This is a genomic window from Lentilactobacillus diolivorans DSM 14421 (assembly GCF_001434255.1).
In the GTDB taxonomy this organism is placed as follows: domain Bacteria; phylum Bacillota; class Bacilli; order Lactobacillales; family Lactobacillaceae; genus Lentilactobacillus; species Lentilactobacillus diolivorans.
This window is the reverse complement of sequence record NZ_AZEY01000090.1, coordinates 44,322-62,467: the sequence shown is the minus strand read 5'-3', so window position 1 is coordinate 62,467 and position 18,146 is coordinate 44,322. Positions and strand designations below refer to the sequence as shown.

18 protein-coding genes and 1 other annotated feature (1 of these 19 only partly in view) are annotated in these 18,146 nt (G+C 38.7%); of the genes, 3 read left to right on the top strand and 15 right to left on the bottom strand.

The annotated features are described in order from the left end of the window. Nucleotides 1-93: 93 nt before the first annotated feature. The 5 genes from FC85_RS09880 to FC85_RS09860 form a co-directional block, all read right to left on the bottom strand. Complete coding sequence (locus FC85_RS09880; protein WP_057865372.1) at nt 94-1,089, bottom strand: D-2-hydroxyacid dehydrogenase; 996 nt, start codon at nt 1,087-1,089, stop codon at nt 94-96. A 120-nt stretch (nt 1,090-1,209) separates the two neighbouring features. Further along, the gene (locus FC85_RS09875; RefSeq protein WP_057865371.1) at nt 1,210-2,676 is read right to left on the bottom strand and encodes a UDP-glucose--hexose-1-phosphate uridylyltransferase; all 1,467 of its coding nucleotides are present in this window, start codon (nt 2,674-2,676) and stop codon (nt 1,210-1,212) included. A gap of 1 nt (nt 2,677) precedes the next feature. Further along, a complete protein-coding gene (gene galE, locus FC85_RS09870; RefSeq protein ID WP_057865370.1) occupies nt 2,678-3,682 on the bottom strand; it encodes a UDP-glucose 4-epimerase GalE in 1,005 nt (334 codons plus the stop codon). A 27-nt stretch (nt 3,683-3,709) separates the two neighbouring features. Then, entirely contained in the window at nt 3,710-4,876 is a 1,167-nt protein-coding gene (locus FC85_RS09865) for a galactokinase (RefSeq protein ID WP_057865369.1), read from the bottom strand. A 619-nt stretch (nt 4,877-5,495) separates the two neighbouring features. Beyond that, the gene (locus FC85_RS09860; RefSeq protein ID WP_057865368.1) at nt 5,496-6,524 is read right to left on the bottom strand and encodes a YeiH family protein; all 1,029 of its coding nucleotides are present in this window, start codon (nt 6,522-6,524) and stop codon (nt 5,496-5,498) included. Between the two features lie 117 nt (nt 6,525-6,641). On the opposite strand from FC85_RS09860, the gene FC85_RS09855 reads away from it, so the two are divergent. After that, on the top strand, nt 6,642-7,529 hold the full coding sequence (locus FC85_RS09855; protein ID WP_225427554.1) for a LysR family transcriptional regulator: 888 nt from the start codon (nt 6,642-6,644) through the stop codon (nt 7,527-7,529). A 152-nt stretch (nt 7,530-7,681) separates the two neighbouring features. Continuing rightward, nucleotides 7,682-8,215: a hypothetical protein gene (locus FC85_RS09850; RefSeq protein ID WP_057865366.1), complete on the top strand. Its 534-nt coding sequence runs from the start codon at nt 7,682-7,684 to the stop codon at nt 8,213-8,215. 98 nt (nt 8,216-8,313) lie between these two features. Here FC85_RS09850 and mprF read toward each other — a convergent pair whose 3' ends face one another. From mprF to FC85_RS09810, 8 genes are all read right to left on the bottom strand, one after another. Then, nucleotides 8,314-10,866, bottom strand: a complete 2,553-nt coding sequence (gene mprF, locus FC85_RS09845; RefSeq protein WP_371862944.1) for a bifunctional lysylphosphatidylglycerol flippase/synthetase MprF — start codon at nt 10,864-10,866, stop codon at nt 8,314-8,316. Between the two features lie 303 nt (nt 10,867-11,169). Further along, a complete protein-coding gene (locus FC85_RS09840) occupies nt 11,170-12,135 on the bottom strand; it encodes a hypothetical protein (protein WP_057865364.1) in 966 nt (321 codons plus the stop codon). A gap of 148 nt (nt 12,136-12,283) precedes the next feature. Further along, the gene (locus tag FC85_RS09835) at nt 12,284-12,757 is read right to left on the bottom strand and encodes a hypothetical protein (RefSeq protein WP_057865363.1); all 474 of its coding nucleotides are present in this window, start codon (nt 12,755-12,757) and stop codon (nt 12,284-12,286) included. 74 nt (nt 12,758-12,831) lie between these two features. Continuing rightward, nucleotides 12,832-13,668: a hypothetical protein gene (locus FC85_RS09830; RefSeq protein WP_057865362.1), complete on the bottom strand. Its 837-nt coding sequence runs from the start codon at nt 13,666-13,668 to the stop codon at nt 12,832-12,834. An 86-nt stretch (nt 13,669-13,754) separates the two neighbouring features. Further along, on the bottom strand, nt 13,755-14,315 hold the full coding sequence (locus tag FC85_RS09825) for a DUF1643 domain-containing protein (protein WP_057865361.1): 561 nt from the start codon (nt 14,313-14,315) through the stop codon (nt 13,755-13,757). A gap of 111 nt (nt 14,316-14,426) precedes the next feature. Next, nucleotides 14,427-15,221, bottom strand: coding sequence for a hypothetical protein (locus tag FC85_RS09820; protein WP_057865360.1), 795 nt, complete (start codon nt 15,219-15,221; stop codon nt 14,427-14,429). Between the two features lie 250 nt (nt 15,222-15,471). Then, nucleotides 15,472-15,954 (bottom strand): hypothetical protein, encoded by a 483-nt coding sequence (locus tag FC85_RS09815; RefSeq protein ID WP_057865359.1) that lies wholly within the window; start codon nt 15,952-15,954, stop codon nt 15,472-15,474. Between the two features lie 188 nt (nt 15,955-16,142). Beyond that, nucleotides 16,143-16,376, bottom strand: a complete 234-nt coding sequence (locus FC85_RS09810) for a helix-turn-helix domain-containing protein (RefSeq protein WP_057865358.1) — start codon at nt 16,374-16,376, stop codon at nt 16,143-16,145. A gap of 164 nt (nt 16,377-16,540) precedes the next feature. Here FC85_RS09810 and FC85_RS09805 point away from each other — a divergent pair, with 164 nt between their 5' ends. Then, complete coding sequence (locus FC85_RS09805; protein ID WP_057865357.1) at nt 16,541-16,906, top strand: helix-turn-helix domain-containing protein; 366 nt, start codon at nt 16,541-16,543, stop codon at nt 16,904-16,906. A 189-nt stretch (nt 16,907-17,095) separates the two neighbouring features. Here the strand turns inward: FC85_RS09805 and rplL are convergent, their stop codons facing one another. Next, nucleotides 17,096-17,461: a 50S ribosomal protein L7/L12 gene (gene rplL / locus FC85_RS09800; RefSeq protein ID WP_057865356.1), complete on the bottom strand. Its 366-nt coding sequence runs from the start codon at nt 17,459-17,461 to the stop codon at nt 17,096-17,098. Between the two features lie 41 nt (nt 17,462-17,502). Next, on the bottom strand, nt 17,503-18,012 hold the full coding sequence (gene rplJ / locus FC85_RS09795) for a 50S ribosomal protein L10 (protein WP_057865355.1): 510 nt from the start codon (nt 18,010-18,012) through the stop codon (nt 17,503-17,505). Between the two features lie 27 nt (nt 18,013-18,039). After that, nucleotides 18,040-18,146: a sequence feature (ribosomal protein L10 leader region), on the bottom strand; it runs 6 nt beyond the window's last position.

Below are 18,146 nucleotides of genomic sequence, written 5' to 3'. Positions count from 1 at the left end.
AGTCAAAACGATTGCTGTTCCAACCTCTCTGTTTTTTAGTAATTGCGATTAATTAATTTCTATAATAAATATGCACGTAAAGCTGATCGCAGGTCATTCGACCAAATCATTCGGCCTAGCACCATTAAACATGGTCTTCAAATTGTCCATCGAAATTGTTACCATATTTTTTACAGATTCGCTGGTATGAAAGGCAGAATGTGGCGTGAGAATAACGTTCGGCATCATCGACAATTTAATGACATCCGAATCAGTTATTTTCTTCGTTGACCGTGAATCCTGCAGGTCAGCTGACTCATTTTCCAACGCATCAATTCCAGCTCCGGCAATTTCACCACTCTCTAAAGCAAAAATCAGGTCACTGGTGTTAACAATCGCACCACGAGCCGTATTAATCAAAATGGCGTTATCCTTCATCATTTCAAAAACTTCATGATTAAAGAGGTGCTGATTTTCTTTAGTTGCAGGCATATGCAGACTGATAATATCGCTTTGCTCGAAAATTGTTTTCAAATCATCAACATATTCAAATTCACCATTCGTTGACTTCAAGGGATATTTGTCATAGGCAATTACCCTTGCACCAAGTCCACGAAACAATTGAATCGCGTGGCGGCCAATTCGACCCGTGCCAATAATTCCCACTGTCTGCTCACTAATCAGTCGACCCATAAAATCTGGTGAAAAATGGAATTCATGCCTTTCTTGAAGCTGCTGTTGCATATAACCTACTTTTCGTGAAAGATACAGTGCCATCATCACCGCAAATTCAGCAATACTTTCAGGACTATATGCCGGCACATTAGTAATTTGAACACCATTAGCCTTGGCTGCCTGCAAATCAACATTATCAACCCCAACGTTTCGTAACGACAGATATTTAATGCCTAACTCGTGAAAGCGTTCAAATAATTCTTGGGAATAAGGGATCGTTTGTAAGCAGGAAATGCCATCAAAACCGTCAGCATCATTAATTGTCTCAGTCGTTAACGTTGTGGTAGTTGATGTCACCTCAATATGATGGTCTTTTCCCCACTTTTCAACAAACGGAATTTCATCATCTCGAACATTATATGCAATGAATTTCATAATTTCCTCCTAAAATAACCAAATATAACCGCTTAACTTTCCACACTATACACCAAAAAAGACATCCCCGACAAATTTTGCAAGGATGTCTTTTTTACTGAAATTATCGATGACTAATCTTTATTTAACACTAGTAATAAACTTATCAAAGGCTGTCTGACCAGCAGAATTCCACTTGTAGACACCAGCGTCCTCAAGCACCCTGGCAAAAACCAAACCAACTTCTTTGTCAACAACTTTTTCAACGTTATCTTTTGTAAAATTATCTCGTTGTTTTAGTTCATCGGCCCATGGCTTATGGTAGTCCGCAATCTGATTATCTTCACCAAGAACGTATTTTTCGACTTCTTTCATTTCAGTCTTTAAACGAGCTGGCAAAATGGCCCGTCCCATAACTTCGATTAAACCAATGTTTTCCTTCTTAATGTGTTGAACATCCTTATGGGGATGAAAAATACCATCAGGATACTGCTCAGACGTTTGGTTATCACGCAACACAACATCTAAGACAAACTCATCATCTTTCATATAGGCAATCGGGGTTACCGTATGGTGACGGGTACCATCCGTATAAGCACGGATATCCACTGATTCATCAGAATAGTCTTTCCATGTATCAGCAATTTTTGTAGCTGCAGTAATCACCTTGTTAGCATCAGAACTTTGCAAACGGATGGTTGCCATTGGCCACTTCACAATCCCGGCTTTTAACCCATCAATTCCTAAGTCAACAGATCGATCAATTGCCGCCTTCATCATTGGAAAACTGTGTCGGCCACCTTGATAATGATCTTGAGCCAGCAATGAGCCACCAACGATTGGTAAGTCTGCATTACTGCCAACAAAGTAATGCGGGAATTGCTTGATAATATCAGTTAAATTAACAAATGTCTGTTGACTAATTGACATTGGGACATGTTTTTGATTTAGAAAAATCGCGTGCTCACTGAAATACGCGTATGGTGAATATTGAAATCCCCACGGTTGACCACCAATCATCATTCTGATGACTCGGTGATTACTACGTGCCGGATAACCTAATCGGCCAAGATAACCTTCATTTTCAATTGCGAGTGGCCCGACGGGATAACTAGTTGACTTTTTCCGTCCAGCCGCTGCAATTGCTTTGGGATCCTTTTCTGGTTTGGAAAGGTTAATTGTAATTTCCAAATCGCCATAATTAGTCTTTGTCGTATACGAAATATTCTTAGCAATTGCCCGAGTCTTAATGTAATCATTAGCTTGGCTTAAATGATAAAAGTAGTTTGTCGCAGTATCAGGTGATTGTTGATATTTCGTCCAAAAAACATCGTTAACCTTTGATGGAATTGGCGTTAATAAGTCCATCAATTGATCTTCAAGAATCTCACGATTAGTGATTGAATTTTCAATCTTACCGTGCTTAATCGCTAATTCAACCAATTCATTAGCTAAATCAACAGCTGTTGTTTGCGTTGTCGGATCACCGAAACCATCGCCAATCAGTCGAAAAACAAGATTGGTCACGTAAATCCGGTCAACATTTGTGTATGGTGAATCTGATTGAATAATTAGTTCAACAAATTTTTCAACTGCGGATTGACTCATCTTACTTGTTTCCTTTCCGATCGTCGTAACCCTTTGGATGAGTTTCTTTCCAGTTCCAAGCGGTCTTAATAATTTCATGAACATCATCAAACTGCGGATCCCAACCCAAAACTTTTCGGGCTTTATCACTGGCTGCAATTAGAGTACTTGGATCACCTGCACGTCGTGGCCCCATTTTAGCGGGAATTGGCTTGCCTGTGACATCACGCGCAGCCTCAAGCATTTCTTTGTTTGAGAAACCAGTTGACGACCCAAGATTAAAGGCATCACTATCATGGCCAGCTTGAAGATACTTCAGAGCAAGAATATGAGCATCTGCTAAATCAACGACATGCACATAATCACGCACATTAGTCCCATCCTTGGTATCATAGTCGTCACCGAAAATCGTTAATTGATCACGTTCGCCAGCTGCAACTTGTAAAATAATGGGTACCAGATGAGTCTCTGGATGGTGATCTTCACCAATCGAACCATCCGGCTTCGCACCAGCAACGTTAAAGTAACGCAAAGCGACAAATTTAATACCATACGCAACGTCACTCCAATGCATGATTTTTTCCATCGCCAGTTTGCTTTCACCATATGGATTAGTTGGCACTTGCGGATCAGTTTCCTTAATTGGAATTTGTTTAGGCTCACCATAGGTTGCGGCAGTTGATGAGAAGACAATCTTCTTAACATTGTGATCATGCATGACTTCGAGGAGACTGATCATACCGTAAGTGTTGTTATCAAAATATTTTAACGGTTTTTCCATTGACTCTGGTACAACTGAAAATGCCGCAAAGTGAATGACACCTTCAATGTCTTCTTTATCAAAAACCCCACTCAGGAAGGTTTTATCACGAACATCGCCTTCGTAAAACCGGGCTTTCTTATTAACGGCAGCTCGATGACCAGTTACCAAATTATCAACAACCGCAACGTCATAGCCTTTTTCTACTAACCGATCAACCGTATGTGAACCAATATAACCGGCACCACCTAATACTAAAATTGCCATCCTAATATCATCCTCTCTTTCTTAAAACTACTTAATCTCTTTGGGTCCATCGGAAATCTCAGCAATATAGAATTCAGCCGGATGACCAATTTCTTTCTCATAAACTTTGCCAACGTTCTCTTTAAAAGCATCGACCTGATCACGGTCAACAATCGCAATTGCACAACCACCAAAGCCGGCACCAGTCATTCGAGCACCAATCACACCGGGTTGCTTCCAAGCCGTCTCGGCCAATGTATCCAGCTCCTTACCGGTGACTTCAAAATCATAGTGGAGTGAAATATGTGATGCATTAATCAACTTGCCAAATTCTTCAAGATTGTTATTCACCAAAGCATCCTTAGCTTTCAGTGTCCGCTGATTTTCAAAAACCGCGTGATGCGCGCGACGAATCAGCACATCATCGTTAATCAGATAGCTATTCTCATCAAATTCAGTTTCGGTTAAATCACCCAACGTCTTAATTGGTAATTTAACTTGCAATCGTTTCAGTGCTTCCTCACATTGGGCCCGTCGTTCATTATACTTCGAATCTTGAAGCTCCCGATGTTTCTTAGTGTTCATAATCACAACTACCCGATCACCCATTTCAACGGGTACATATTCATATTTCAACGTGTTCGTATCAAGCAAAACAGCTTGGTTGGCTTTACCCATTCCAATAGCAAACTGGTCCATGATTCCCGAGTTAACACCAATGTAGTTGTTTTCAACTAATTGGCCGTACTTAACAAGATCCAATTCATCAATGTTGAACTCAAAAACGTCGTTAACAATTTCGGCAGTTAGCAGTTCAATTGCGGCCGATGAGGAAAGACCAGCAGCATCAGGTAAATTCCCGTCAACTGCTAAATCAAAGCCATGATCCAATTGATGACCATGGTCAATAATCTGGGCCATCATTCCCTTGGGATAGTTGGCCCATCCATGAGCCTTATCATACTTCAAATCATCCAGTGAGAATTCAACAATTCCCTGATCAGGGACGTTAGCTGAATACATTCGAACTTTATTATCGTCACGCTTTCCGTATGCAGCGTAAATTCCCATACTAATTGCACATGGAAAGACATGGCCGCCATTAAAATCAGTGTATTCACCAATCAAATTAATTCGTCCTGGCGAGAAGAAAACCCGAGTTGAATCGTAACCGAACTTATCTGTAAATTCCTTTTGTACGTCTTGAGAAATCATAAGTTTCACCCCTATATATTTTTAGTAAACTTTACTCAAATAAAAGATAAAACATTTTGAGAGCGTTGTCAACCATTATTGAGAATAATTGGTTTAATTGTTCAGTGGCTATTCCCGTATAGAATGCAATGTAACAGCTTTTTGAAAGCCCTTTTTCACAAATAAATGAAAGCGGTTTATTTTTCGGCAGTATCTTCCCTATATCCCATAGTAAAACAAAGTAAATTTTTGACATCAATGTTACATGTATTCAATAAAAAATTATTGCTGGATAAAAAGCTTACAACAAAATTGGAAAAGGCAGGAATCCCATTTCAAAATTTAAAATGGGATTCCTGCCTTTTTATGAAACTGAGTACACAATTATTATGACAGATCGTGAAACTCGTTTACAGCTAGTTTATGATAATCTATATTTTTTTCTAGATTTGGATAATGCTTATTATTTCACCCAGTTTAACATAATGACCATTATAACTAAGGAAAAACGTGGACGGACAAGCAAACTCCGGCCATATAAGCCCCCTAACTTAACATTCCAAAATTAGGAATCTCAAGTTAGGGGGCTTATATTACGGGGTCTAATCGCTTATTGGCCCGGCTGAGTTATATCAGCACTTTAAAAGAATGCTTTACTAACCAAGATTGTAAATGATAACAAGATAATCGAGGCAATTGAAGCGGCTAAAAAGGCATTTTTACCGCGTTTAAAAATCACTTTAAAGTTAACACTCATTCCCAGTGCAGCCATTGCCATTCCTAAAAATAAATAAGCAATCTTAACCAGAACAGCTAATACGGCCGTTCCCAGGGGTAAAAATGTCCCTAAGATGCTGGCAAGAATGAATCCTCCCATGAACCAGGGAATTGGTAACTTTTGTTTTCCTTTGGCATTTGATTTAACAGTTGTCCTCTGATACCAAGCACCAATAATTAAGGCTGCCGGAGCCAACATCAACACTCTTGATAGCTTGGTAATAATTGCCGTATCCAAGCTAACCGGACCGCCTGAGCTTCCGGCTGCCACCGCGTGGGCAATCTCGTGAAGCGATGCACCTGTCACAACCCCAAATTGGGTCGGCGTTAAATGTAACAGGGGTTTGATCCCGATTTCGATTAGTGTAAAGACGGTCCCTAAAATTGCCACAATGGCAACTGCCAGGACCTCATTTTCACGCTGGTGTTCTCGACGATCTTCACTGACTTTAATTTGTGGCGAAATTCCCATAACTGCTGCAGCACCACAAATACCAGTCCCACCAGCAGCTAAGATTGCCAGCTCTTTTTCAACACCTAATTTACGGCCCAAGAAATAAGTCAGTGAGACGGTTCCGGCAACCACGACCATTGCCAAGCCAATTGTCTTCACACCCGCAGAAGCTAAATCAACAAGGTTTAGTTTAAAGCCCAGCATGATAATTCCAAGCCGCAAAAACTTGTTTGAAATAAAGCCGATTCCCTCTTTGGTTTCATCAACCGGAGTTGGAAGGACCTGAAAAATCATTCCAAGGATTAATGAAATCACCAAGGCACCAATTAAACTTAAATATGGTAAACCACCTAAAAAAGTTCCTAATAATGCACAAACAAACGTTAAAATAAATGCTACAAAAAATCCGTTGGTGCGAACAATTGCATAGTTTCTCATCAATTTTCCTCCATCTCATTCTTAAATTACTTTCAAAGTTTACCAAACCTTTCGTATTAAAGATAATTATTAAGTATAATGATCTTATAAAATAATTTTATTAAGGAGAACTATTCATTGCTAGACCGCCGATATCAAACGTTTCTGACTCTCGTTCAAACCAATTCCTATACGAAAACTGCTGAAAAACTTTTCATTACGCAACCCGCAGTCACGCAACAAATCACCAGTCTTCAAAACGAACTGAAAATTGAATTGGTTCACTATGATCGACCCAACTTGGTGATTACCACCGCCGGAAAACAACTGGCTGCATTTATTGAAGAAGTTACAATTCAAAGTAACGCCGTTCTCGATCACATCAAACATCCGTCAATTAAGCGTGATCTTCATTTCGGGGCCACCTTGTCATTTAATCATATTGTTGAACCTGATTTAATTCATTCTATTCAGGATCAATTTGCCAATATTAGTTGTATTGTTGCCAACACCGATGAAATTCTAGACCAAATTAGCCACGGTGGCATTGAATTTGGTTTGGTTGAAGGCAACTTCGATCTTTCTAAATTTGAACATCTCACTATTTATAATGACAACTTTGTGGCGGTGTGCCATCCTGACAATCCGTTAGCACAAAAACCAGCCGTTTCCCTCACTGATTGTTTGAAATACCCGCTATTATTGCGAGAAAAAGGATCTGGAACCCGGGCGATTCTTGAAGATTGGTTAGGAACCCAGAACTACAATACCTCCGACTTTAGAAAGGTGATTACCGTTGGTGACATGTTAACAATTATCAAAATGTTAACTGCCAACATGGGAATCAGTTTTTTGTACCGGTCGCTTGTTTCCAACGATTTAGATAACCAAACTTTAATCCAATTACCAGTAACCGACTTTAATATCGAACGGGAATTAAGCATGGTCTTTTTGCATCATAGTTTTTATGAATCTCAATACCAAGCGTTAGCCACACAAATTCATCACACGTTAATGTCTAAATAGTTAACGGTATAATAATTATTTTCATATTCCTTTCATTTAATCGTCACACAAAATTCAAAAATAGCCTGTAAAATGACAATTATCTGCGAAGTTGACAATTTGGTTTCTGCTTGATGACCAATGTCACTTTGATAAACGAAAGGAGTTTCACGATGGATAAGTCAGTACACAAAAAGCCCAGCATTCTTGATCACTGGAAGGCGGGGCTTACAATCCTAGCTCTTCTGATTATTTGTGGGGCAAGTCTCCTTTATCTACTTATCCACAATCGTGATCCCCAGGTCATCCTGAATGACGTCGCCCAACAGAGGCAATCTCAACAAATCGATAAGAATAGTGTCACCACCCTGTCAGCCGATGATAATGGTGACCAAATTATTGTTGGGTTTACCAATCAAAATCGATTAATCATTCAATTCCGTGAACGTACTGTTGGTGGTTACCGCATCAAAGGGTACCGAGAAACAGCTTTAACAAGTTTAAAAGCCAATCGACCATATGGGCTCACAAATATTGTTAAAAATAAACGGGTTAACGACTTTTTATACGGAATCTTGCAACCAAACCAACCGATCCCCCGATTTGGTGGAAAAAAGATGTCACTTATCAACTATCACGGTCACCGACTTTATTATGGCTTTGCACCATCTGCTAAAAATGCCGTCGTTTCTTTTGGAACAAAATAGCTCATCACAATTAGATAGGGTCCTTAACCCCGTATTCCAATTAGAATACGGGGTTAAGGACCCTATTTTTTTGAAATTAATTGTGATTTTCCAACAGGTTACTCTTCTCGCCAATCTAAAATTCCCCACATCAATTTTGGAAATCCAGATTGTGGTATATTTCTAGGCCGGTTAACAATCATTAAAATCTGCAGGACAGTAAACACCAATGAACTCCCCCGATAATACGCGATATATTTTGGTTCCCACCGATCAACATATTTATTCTTATACGATCGAAGTCCCTCAAAACGGTATATCTTATAGCCATACTGATAAATCAGGTGAACAATTCGCTCTTGGGTAAAACTAAATCTGGAAGTCCCAACATTTGATAGCGGCGACATCCCCAAATCAAAATAGGTGTATCCCTGTTGACGAGAATGATCATACAAATTTATCAGGATCCCGTCCATGATGCCGGATGGTGCTTTAGCCGACGATCTCATTAAATCTATGGAGGTCGTCATGTGGTTACCGTCCGGCATTAAATTTGCAAACGCAACAATTTCCCCATCAGCATTTTTCATGACAGCAATCGGTGCTTGATTTAAATAATAATTATCAAAGAATCCAAGTGAAAATCCCTTTTCAGCTTTATTATCCAACCATTCATCGGAAATATTTTGGAGCTTGGTTAGTAACTGATCATCAAACGGCGGTTGAAGAATTTCAAATTGATAACCCTCCCGGTTGAACTTATTCATCAACGCTCGTTCACCACGATGACGCTTCCCACTGAGCGTAAATTCAGCTAAATTAACTAGGCCATCTTCACCAGTTTTAATAAAGTCAAACCCATTTTCATGAAGTTGCATAGTTAAATCTTGATTAATTTCATAGAAAACCAGCTTGAGTCCCTGCTTGTCTGCCACGGTCATAAATTGGTCAATCGCAGTCGCAAATTTTTCAGAGTTACCAACTGGATCGCCCATGATTAATAACTTATCAGCAATTTGCCGGTACATAAAGAAAACCTGATCTTCGCCATCTTCTTGATAGAAGTAAAGTCTCTTATCCCGTAAGAAAGCCAGATGGCTGTCCTCGTTGCCGCCAAATTTGTCAATAACTGCCTTTACCCGATCAGCGTTAAATGGCTCAGATAACCATTTTGGCTGCTTGGCGGTTAGGTAACGATTCATCAGCAGCAAAACCAACATTGCGATAATTAACCCAATAAATCCAACCAGCCATGCCGCTTCTGAAGGAAATAAATAAGCCTCATCAAAATGAAGTGGCGTATGACGATTAGTCGCAATACCAATTAACGTGTAGATGACAAAGGTTACAACAAAGATCGATCCATTAAACAAAAGAACCCCCCAGGAATTTGCCATTCGATCACGATAAAGAACGCCACGCGATAGCCACAGCATGACCAAAATAACCGCAAATAATGTGATCATCCGCCAAGTAAAGGCCTCGTTAAACCATGTATCAAGAATCGAAATGATCAGCACAACCACTGTTGGCCAAAATGCCCGTTTGGTTCGTCCCCAAAGGCCACTGGCTAACCCAATCAGTAGAAATGCCACCACAATATTTGCTAAATGGCTGACAAAAATGATTGAGTAAGGAATCAGTCGAATATACAACCGGTTCACAATCACGACATTTGGCACGGTGGCAAATAACAGCATCATGATACCGGAGAAATACATAAAAACAGTCAAAAAGATTTGGGCGATTCGTTGAATCAGGATTCGCGGTAATTCATCCAAAAAGGCATTGATTTTACTGCCCGTATCATGAGTAAACAAAGCTGTCCCAACCAAAAATGGTAATAAATAATAAAAGAGTCGATAAAGCAATATCCAGACCAACGCATCACTTCGAGCAACACCGATGAACCCCAGTCCGATAATGATAAAAATATCAAAGGACCCCAGACCACCAGGGATCATCGACACAACCCCGGCAACGTTAGCTACCACAAAGATTGGGATTACAACCGCAAAATTAATTGGCAGTCCCATCAAATAGCCAATTAATATAAAGAATCCCATCGCACTGGACCATTCCAAAAACGACCCAGTTGTCATAATGATTTCTTGTTTGGTTGACAGGTCACTAAAAAAGCTTGAATTATTAATTTTGGTAAAGATGATCATTGCCGGAAAATAAATCGCGCCACCCAATAACCAAATCCAGTAATGGGCAAACGTCGAACCAATTCCAAACCCAAAAATCATGATTAATGAAACAAAACAAAGAAGTGATAATCCGGCAATTAAAAATAACGCGACTTTGGAAATCGCATATAAAATTTGTTTTTTGGTAGCCCCATGACCATAAAAATGAGCGCGTAAACTAGCGCCTAACAGTCCACCAAAACCTAACAAATTTGTAAAAGTATTTACCACCCAACCACTTCGAATCACATAGCCGGGAGCAAATTTGCCGGGTAAAAATTTTACGATTGAATAATCATAAATCAACATCGGCGTGATCGAAATAAACCCCAGGACTAACATGATCACCAATGCGCCCTTTGATTGGCTTGCCAGCACCGTTTTAAATTGATCTCCGTTAACTTGATGAATAATTTTAGCTAGCTGGCGGACCACAAAAATCAAAACAGAAAAGACGAAGAGGAGCTTAATTATCGTCATTCGTTTATCAATAAATTGTACAATTCTTTTCAACTCAATCTCCTCCCCTAAAAAAAGATAATCCTGTTCCATTATGCCAAGAATTGGGAAGGATAACAATGGATAGATGTTGGAAGCCTAAAAGGACAAATTAATCTTAAACATAAGCGAAACCAAAAATAAGTGGATAACCCGAAGATTTAATATAAAATGATCGACTTATCCACTCATTATTAACAGCGGTTATTAAATTTATATTGTACCTAACTGGTTAATCGTCATATCGCATAAAATTGAACAATATTTATTTTCCACATCAATGAACTAATCACCAAGTCGATACTTGCCGTAAATTGATTGAAATGGAGTTCTCAACGTATAGTCATTACCATTATTTGTTCGATCAATTGTTAATTGAAAATGTGTGTGGTAATAAGGATAGATTGTGTTGACTAAATTTAAAACGGCATGAGTTTGATCGTTGCTAACAGTTCCGGAAGTAATTTGAGCAATGACAATATCACCGCGTCTTTGCGTATCCAGTAACCAATACCAAGTTCCATTACTTTCATAAAATTGAGACACCGTCTTTTCTCCACCATTGGTCCGAGTTTCCGGTAATTCTTCACCAACTCCATTAAGCGTGTCTTGAATCCAACTACCAACATCGTCTGAAGTTGACGTGTCATTCACTTGGCTATAATCATCTATGGCAGCACTGCCAACCGTGTAATCCCCATTAATGTTTTCAAAATTTGTATGTAGGTTATATTTTGTATGACTATTGTTTAACCAAGTCAAATTTAAAGTGTAAGGCGTGCCAATTTGGTAACGCCTACTAATAACGGCCAGCTGAAAACCTGGACCCGTCTTGGTCAATTTAGTCACCTGGGCAGTTTCAACTTGGCCACGTTTACTGGAACTAAAGCTCCAATACCAGTGATGGCTACTACCAGACATATAGAATTGCGAATAGGTGATATCACCATTATTAGTCCGCGTCGCTGGATCTTCAACAGCATTTTGTGAAACCGCCGCCAGCTGGGAAACACCGGCCGCTGAGTTGGATTGTCTCAGAATTCGAGTGGTTGCTTCTCTTTTATGATGAACAGTTTGAGATACCTGCGACTTTCCCGTATTAGACTGATTTGTTGCCTTATCTGGATGATTGCTGATTTCCACCATTAGAATCATGGCCAGCATAATAATGATTAACAAGCCAAATAAACTAATAACAATAATCAGGCCTCGGCGACGTTTGGGCAGTGTATGTTTAGCTCGTGAGTGCATTTTTATTTCACATTCTTTCTGTTAGTATTTCTTAGGTCAAAAAGTTAGAAGCCTTCTAGTAAGAAAGCTTCTAACTTTTTGAGTATTGGCTAAACGTCAAGAAACAGACTGGTAATTGAAGTCCTAAATAACTGCTTTATCCAATACTTCAAGAAGGAGGTAATTGATACCCTTTTTTTGTACTGACCATCCGACTGGGTTTCTTTCTGGTCCATGTGTTGTCATATTCACGAAGGTGATTTTTAGACACTTTAACAACATGACTTCGTCGTTTGCCAATATATCTAAAATCGCTGTGTCCGCCTTCAACAAGCCCGTTAATGATGTATTTATGATTTCCAACGTATCGATAGGTTGGTTTTTCTAAAAAATTATATGAAAATGTATTGAAATAGGCATGGTACCGCTTTGTATACCAAACATCATTATAAGCATACAGATGTTTACTTCCATACAGGTGGCTGACCGGCTTATGATGCCGATAAAGATACCAATTTCCACGAATCATTTTTGGCAAACCATTATGCCAAGCTGATGCGTGGACGGAATGGCTAGTACTGCCCAAAAATAGTAACATTGTCAGTAACGCTAATCCGCTGATAAACACTTTTACTTTTTTCAATTATCTGCCCCTAACTAAATGATGGTGAAACAATCACCTTTCTATTTACACTGATTCGATTATTTTGGACACTTTTAATGACGAAATGTTTTACTAACTTTGATAATTGCCCGTCGAATCAAAGTTATGCCTTGAATTCTTAACACGGGAATTATCAACAACACCAAAACAATCGAAAGAAGCGGTTGGTCAACTAAACATTCAAAGCTTACCAACAATAGTGCATATTTTCGCCAACCAATCTGTTGATCATTAAAAACAACCGTCATGACAGCCGCAACCAAAATAGAGATCAACTGTGCGTGAACTTGTAACGGCCCATTGTCGTACACGACGCCCACAACAAGACAGGCTATTAGAAGAAACCAGTAGACACCGATCCTGGTAATCTGCAGCGGTTGCCGTGATGTTTTGGTCGAAGTAGCAATAATATGGCCACTTCGGTTGGGTCTCTGACTCTTTCGCTTGCCTCTACTAGAATAGGTTGGTTGTCGTTGACGTTGCTTATTACTTTTTTCTAAATTAATTTGGCGCTGCTTGGAACAGTACTTGCGAGCGAAGTTCAAGATACTATCTGCGTTATACAAGTTGGTTTGAACAAACTGCGTATCAAACCACTTTTCTACCGCTTTCTCTACAAGTTCCCTTGGTTGATAAATTGATCGCCTTATTTCATCAACATCGATCTTATAAATACACCCAGATTTATTTGAAACGTATTGAATTGCTATTAGTCCATCAATTGAAACATTATAATCCTTTGCAAATTTCTTCAAACTAATCAGCGATCGACGGTGCCGATTATAAAATATTTTCCCCACATTTCTCAGTTGCACAAATTTCCCAGGGGTTAAATCATCTTCAAGATAGCGACAAGCTTGCTCATAATTTTTAATGTTTGTTTGGGCCATCGTGAATCATCTTCACCTCACCTTTTTGTATCCAGAAAGAAGTTAGAAATCCAAGTAATGATTTCAAATAAAACTGATAAATCAATTTAAACGGCCTTGAGGTGCCACTGGGCGTCAGCTTTCCGCACATGAGTTAAGTTTTCAATCATTGCCTTTGGCTTATACAGTGGATGACCGCCATAACCATGCTGGGTCAGCTTAACAACATATAGGCCGTCACCTGTGGTTAAATAATCGATTCGGTTCATTAATTCAATATAGGAACTATCATTAACTCCCTTGACAACATCCCCCGTTGCAACCAAGAAATGAAAATGTTGAGCTTTTTTTACCATATGTTCGACAGCCTTGGCGTTTGGCAGCGCATTTTGATGAATTGCCGAAAGTCTGCCTTTTAATTTTTTGCTATCGGTTTCAATTACCGGCGTTGTATTAACAACAATGACTTCCCGATAGCGATTACCAATCGTATTCAAAATCGTGTTAATTGTTCGATCACTATTTTTCGCATTAGCGACACTCGGATTCATCATTAAAACAAACAACGTTAATTGACTGTTTGGTTTAGGCGTCGAAATTTCTAATGAGTATCGACACCCATTGGTAACATTTGCTCTGATTGGTTTAAAACCAGCTGGATATTCCATTATTTTCCCTCATTTCGTGATAATAAAAAATGTTTAATCATCATTACATTCAACCTTTAAAGTGAGCTTCCCACCTCCTCATATTCAGCTTCACACTCTTGAGAACCATATTTATTGTTGTAAATCTCCAGCATTTATGTCATTAGCGATATCCACAACGATAAAACTAGCTTTTTCACTTACATTAGCCAAGTAGTTTACATCGGGATCCTTCGAATGCATAATATCATCTAAATTATCATAGTCACTTATTAATCTTTGCTTATCGTCACTATTGAACCGATCTTTAAATAGTTTATAAAATTTAAGTGCTCCTTGAATATCCATTTGCATTTCCGATGATGTTTTGCCTGCGGCAGGGAACTCAAGGCAATCTCCAATATTACTCAATACTGAATAAATACAGCGACCACCACGGCTACCGTATTCCTGATAGGGATGTTTATAATCCATATGCCGAAATTGGTTTAAAGTATTATCATGCTCTGTCTGTGCCTGTTGACTCATTCCCTTAATAATCGTGACTACAGCATTCATATCACTCTTTTCCTGAGCGTATGACTTTGGTTTCTGTAAACTGCCACGCCAAACCCAGCCTTTAACAGAACCAGACTTATTCTTTACGTAATAATAAACAGCCTGATGACCATTGTTCTTCTTAACCGTTGCTGACTTATAACTATAAAACGTTGTCCGTAAAAAGTTATGTTGATTATGGACTTTCTTAGTCAGCTTTGGCGATGAATAAAAATAGCCGTTTGAAACGGTATATGGCTTCTTGCTGATCGCATGGGTGGAAATAACCCACGCTTTAGCAGCGGTAGATAGTGTATTTAGCTTGCTTGATACGCCAACAGTTCCAATAAATGTTGCAACCAACAAAGAATTCTTGACAAACTTTCTCATAAACAATAAACCCCCTTAATCTTTACATTTTTTTATTTTTTGTTATCATACAAAGCTGTATTATTAGCACCCACGTTCTAATAATTTAGCGGGATGTTTGGCAAACACTTGGATAATAAATGTTTTCAAATCACAAACTCCTCAAAACGTTGTGTGTGCTTTTATGTAGGACGACTTTTATACAATTCAATGGTGAAATCCCTAACAGCTCATTAGTAACCCATTTTTGAAATCATAATTACTCAAATATTTAGTAAACAATCCGATTTGAAATCTTATAAAATAGGTGTTTCCCAGCTGCCCGATTAATATAAGCCTTGTTTTTACCAACAATATGGACAATATAATTAACTCTAGTGCTTTTGGCCACCCTACCGCCTAAATAAGAACGTAAGTAATACCGATGGTGACCTAAATATCGATAATGCAATTTTGTGTTATATCCCCATCCGCAGCCCTCCAATTTCACCCGTTTCGCTTTGGTGTATGCAACATTCATTCCATCATCAGACCTCTTATTAATTCCAAACGTTGTTCGAGTATAATAGCCAACCCGCGGTGCTGGACTTCGATAAAGATGTGTTCGCCACGTTCCCCTCAATACTCGTGGTGCGCCACGATGCCAAGTTGCGGCTTCAACTTGACCTGGCACTGTTATCAAAAGAACCAATGATAAAAGCAGTAAAAACATCCCTAACAATAACTTATTCATTAAAACATTATTTTGCCTCATTTAGTCAACTTCCTTATTTGTGTTAAATGTAATAACAGTAAAATGACGATCAACTTTTTAGCAGTCCCAACCGAAAAAATGATGAGTTCATGACAGCAAGACAACTAGCTATCGTGGCTCAAAACCGTACTCCCAAATCATCTCAACCACTAAAATAACTATTTTGTTAATCGCTAAGATTTGATTAATCATTGTTTCTGTTCGATTTTAGAACTATCTTTGATAAACAGTTTTTCCAATGGAATCTCTAACTTTTCACTAAGCTTGAAAAGCTGTTCCGCTTTAAACGGATATTTGCCATTTTCATATTTACCATATGCGTTACCATACTTGAGACCAATCACATGTGCCATTTCAAATTGAGAAACTTTCTTTTTTCTCCGGATTGTTCTTATTAAGCCCAAATCAATTTTTTGTCCCATAATGAATTCTCCCTTCAGTTCGATTTTAGAACTATTTTACGAATATTATATTACTGTTCTATTTTAGCAATGTCAACTACGTTATGATCCATTTTGGAACTATTTGTGTTCTATTATAGAAAATATGGTATTTTTAAATTGCTGAACTAGAAATGAGGGACATAATGGCAGATTCAAACATTGATGTGCTTGAAATGCAAAAGCAAATTGGAATTCGCATTCGATATCTCCAAGAAGAGGCGGAAATATCCCAAGCCAAACTGGCCGATCATCTGAATATTAATCGTTCGGTTCTAAATCGAATTGAGAACGGAACCCGATCAGTTCGAGATATTGAATTAATAAAGATTGCTGATTTTTTTAAAGTCACAACTGATTATATCCTTGGAAGACACTTGGAAAGTAACAATTTGTATGTCCAGGCGAGCAGAGGATTAACACCTGAACAAAAACGGGATGTTTTGGATTATATCGAATTCAAAAAAGTCCAAAACAAGAAAAGACAACTAAGTGATCATCATTTATCCTAATTTGTTCAAGATCATCATGTAATGACTGATACGTTGAAATGGCGCTCAATGATAAGATGAACTGTTATTACCAATTATAATCAGTGATTGAAAGGATCAGCAGATTTTGCATTTTACAACAAAAAAAGTGCTTTGAATCAACGACTACGTTGATTCAAAGCACTTTTTAATACTCATAAAGTAATTAAATTACTTGAGAGTTACGACACCACCAACAGCCTCAAGAGTTTCCTTGATCTTGTTAGCTTCGTCTTCTGAAACGCCTTCCTTGATAGTTGAAGGAACCTTGTCAACAAGACCTTTAGCATCCTTCAAACCAAGACCAGTGATTTCACGAACAGCCTTGATGGCTTTAACCTTTTGGTCACCAGATTCAGTTAATTCAACATCGTATGAATCCTTCTTAGCATCGTCACCGCCAGCAGCACCTGCTGCAGCAACTGGTGCGGCAGCTGAGACACCGAATTCGTCTTCAATTGACTTAACAAGGTCGTTAAGGTCAGTAATTGAAGCATCTTTTAATTGATCAATAATATTATCTTTATCAAAAGCCATTATATTTTCCTCCATTTATAATTGGAATTATTTTATTGTGACTAGGCAGCGTCGCCATCGTCAGATTTCTTATCAGCAATTGCTTTAACACCGTATGCAAAGTTACGAACAGGTGCTTGAAGAATATTAGCAAGCGTAGATAACAATTCTTCACGGCTAGGCAATGCAGCATAGGCCGTAATTTCATCAAGACTAGCAACTTTACCATCAATAACGCCACCCTTTAGTTTAAGGGCTTCGTTAGTTTTAGCGAAGTTGTGGACGATCTTAGGGCCGGCAATTGGATCTTCTGATGAAAATACAACAGCAGTCGGACCGTTGAAAGTATCCTTTAAGTCATCGAATCCAGCATTCTTAGCAGCTCGGTCCATAATCTTATTCTTGATAACTTCCATCTTAACGCCTTCGTCACGTAATTGCTTACGCAAATCAGTAACTTCAGCAACCGTTAAACCACGGTAGTTAATAATCACGATTGATGAAGCACTCTTTAAACTCTCAGTAACTTCTTCAACCTTTTTTGCTTTAACAGCAACAGTTTGTTCACTCACGAATTTCACCTCCCAAAATTTTCGTTCGGGATTTAAAAAAAATCCCTATGCCATACCTAGACATAGGAAATAAGATTCTTTCCTCGGCAGGATATTAAGGCAATAGCCACCTGAGTCTTAGGCGTATATATCAG

Excerpts from the sequence above, each read along its gene's own strand:
- FC85_RS09880 (WP_057865372.1), bottom strand. The coding sequence starts at position 1,089 with ATGAAATTCATTGCATATAATGTTCGAGATGATGAAATTCCGTTTGTT.
- FC85_RS09875 (WP_057865371.1), bottom strand. The coding sequence starts at position 2,676 with ATGAGTCAATCCGCAGTTGAAAAATTTGTTGAACTAATTATTCAATCA.
- galE (WP_057865370.1), bottom strand. The coding sequence starts at position 3,682 with ATGGCAATTTTAGTATTAGGTGGTGCCGGTTATATTGGTTCACATACG.
- FC85_RS09865 (WP_057865369.1), bottom strand. The coding sequence starts at position 4,876 with ATGATTTCTCAAGACGTACAAAAGGAATTTACAGATAAGTTCGGTTAC.
- FC85_RS09860 (WP_057865368.1), bottom strand. The coding sequence starts at position 6,524 with ATGAGAAACTATGCAATTGTTCGCACCAACGGATTTTTTGTAGCATTT.
- FC85_RS09850 (WP_057865366.1), top strand. The coding sequence starts at position 7,682 with ATGGATAAGTCAGTACACAAAAAGCCCAGCATTCTTGATCACTGGAAG.
- mprF (WP_371862944.1), bottom strand. The coding sequence starts at position 10,866 with ATGACGATAATTAAGCTCCTCTTCGTCTTTTCTGTTTTGATTTTTGTG.
- FC85_RS09840 (WP_057865364.1), bottom strand. The coding sequence starts at position 12,135 with ATGCACTCACGAGCTAAACATACACTGCCCAAACGTCGCCGAGGCCTG.
- FC85_RS09830 (WP_057865362.1), bottom strand. The coding sequence starts at position 13,668 with ATGGCCCAAACAAACATTAAAAATTATGAGCAAGCTTGTCGCTATCTT.
- FC85_RS09825 (WP_057865361.1), bottom strand. The coding sequence starts at position 14,315 with ATGGAATATCCAGCTGGTTTTAAACCAATCAGAGCAAATGTTACCAAT.
- FC85_RS09820 (WP_057865360.1), bottom strand. The coding sequence starts at position 15,221 with ATGAGAAAGTTTGTCAAGAATTCTTTGTTGGTTGCAACATTTATTGGA.
- FC85_RS09815 (WP_057865359.1), bottom strand. The coding sequence starts at position 15,954 with ATGAGGCAAAATAATGTTTTAATGAATAAGTTATTGTTAGGGATGTTT.
- FC85_RS09810 (WP_057865358.1), bottom strand. The coding sequence starts at position 16,376 with ATGGGACAAAAAATTGATTTGGGCTTAATAAGAACAATCCGGAGAAAA.
- FC85_RS09805 (WP_057865357.1), top strand. The coding sequence starts at position 16,541 with ATGGCAGATTCAAACATTGATGTGCTTGAAATGCAAAAGCAAATTGGA.
- rplL (WP_057865356.1), bottom strand. The coding sequence starts at position 17,461 with ATGGCTTTTGATAAAGATAATATTATTGATCAATTAAAAGATGCTTCA.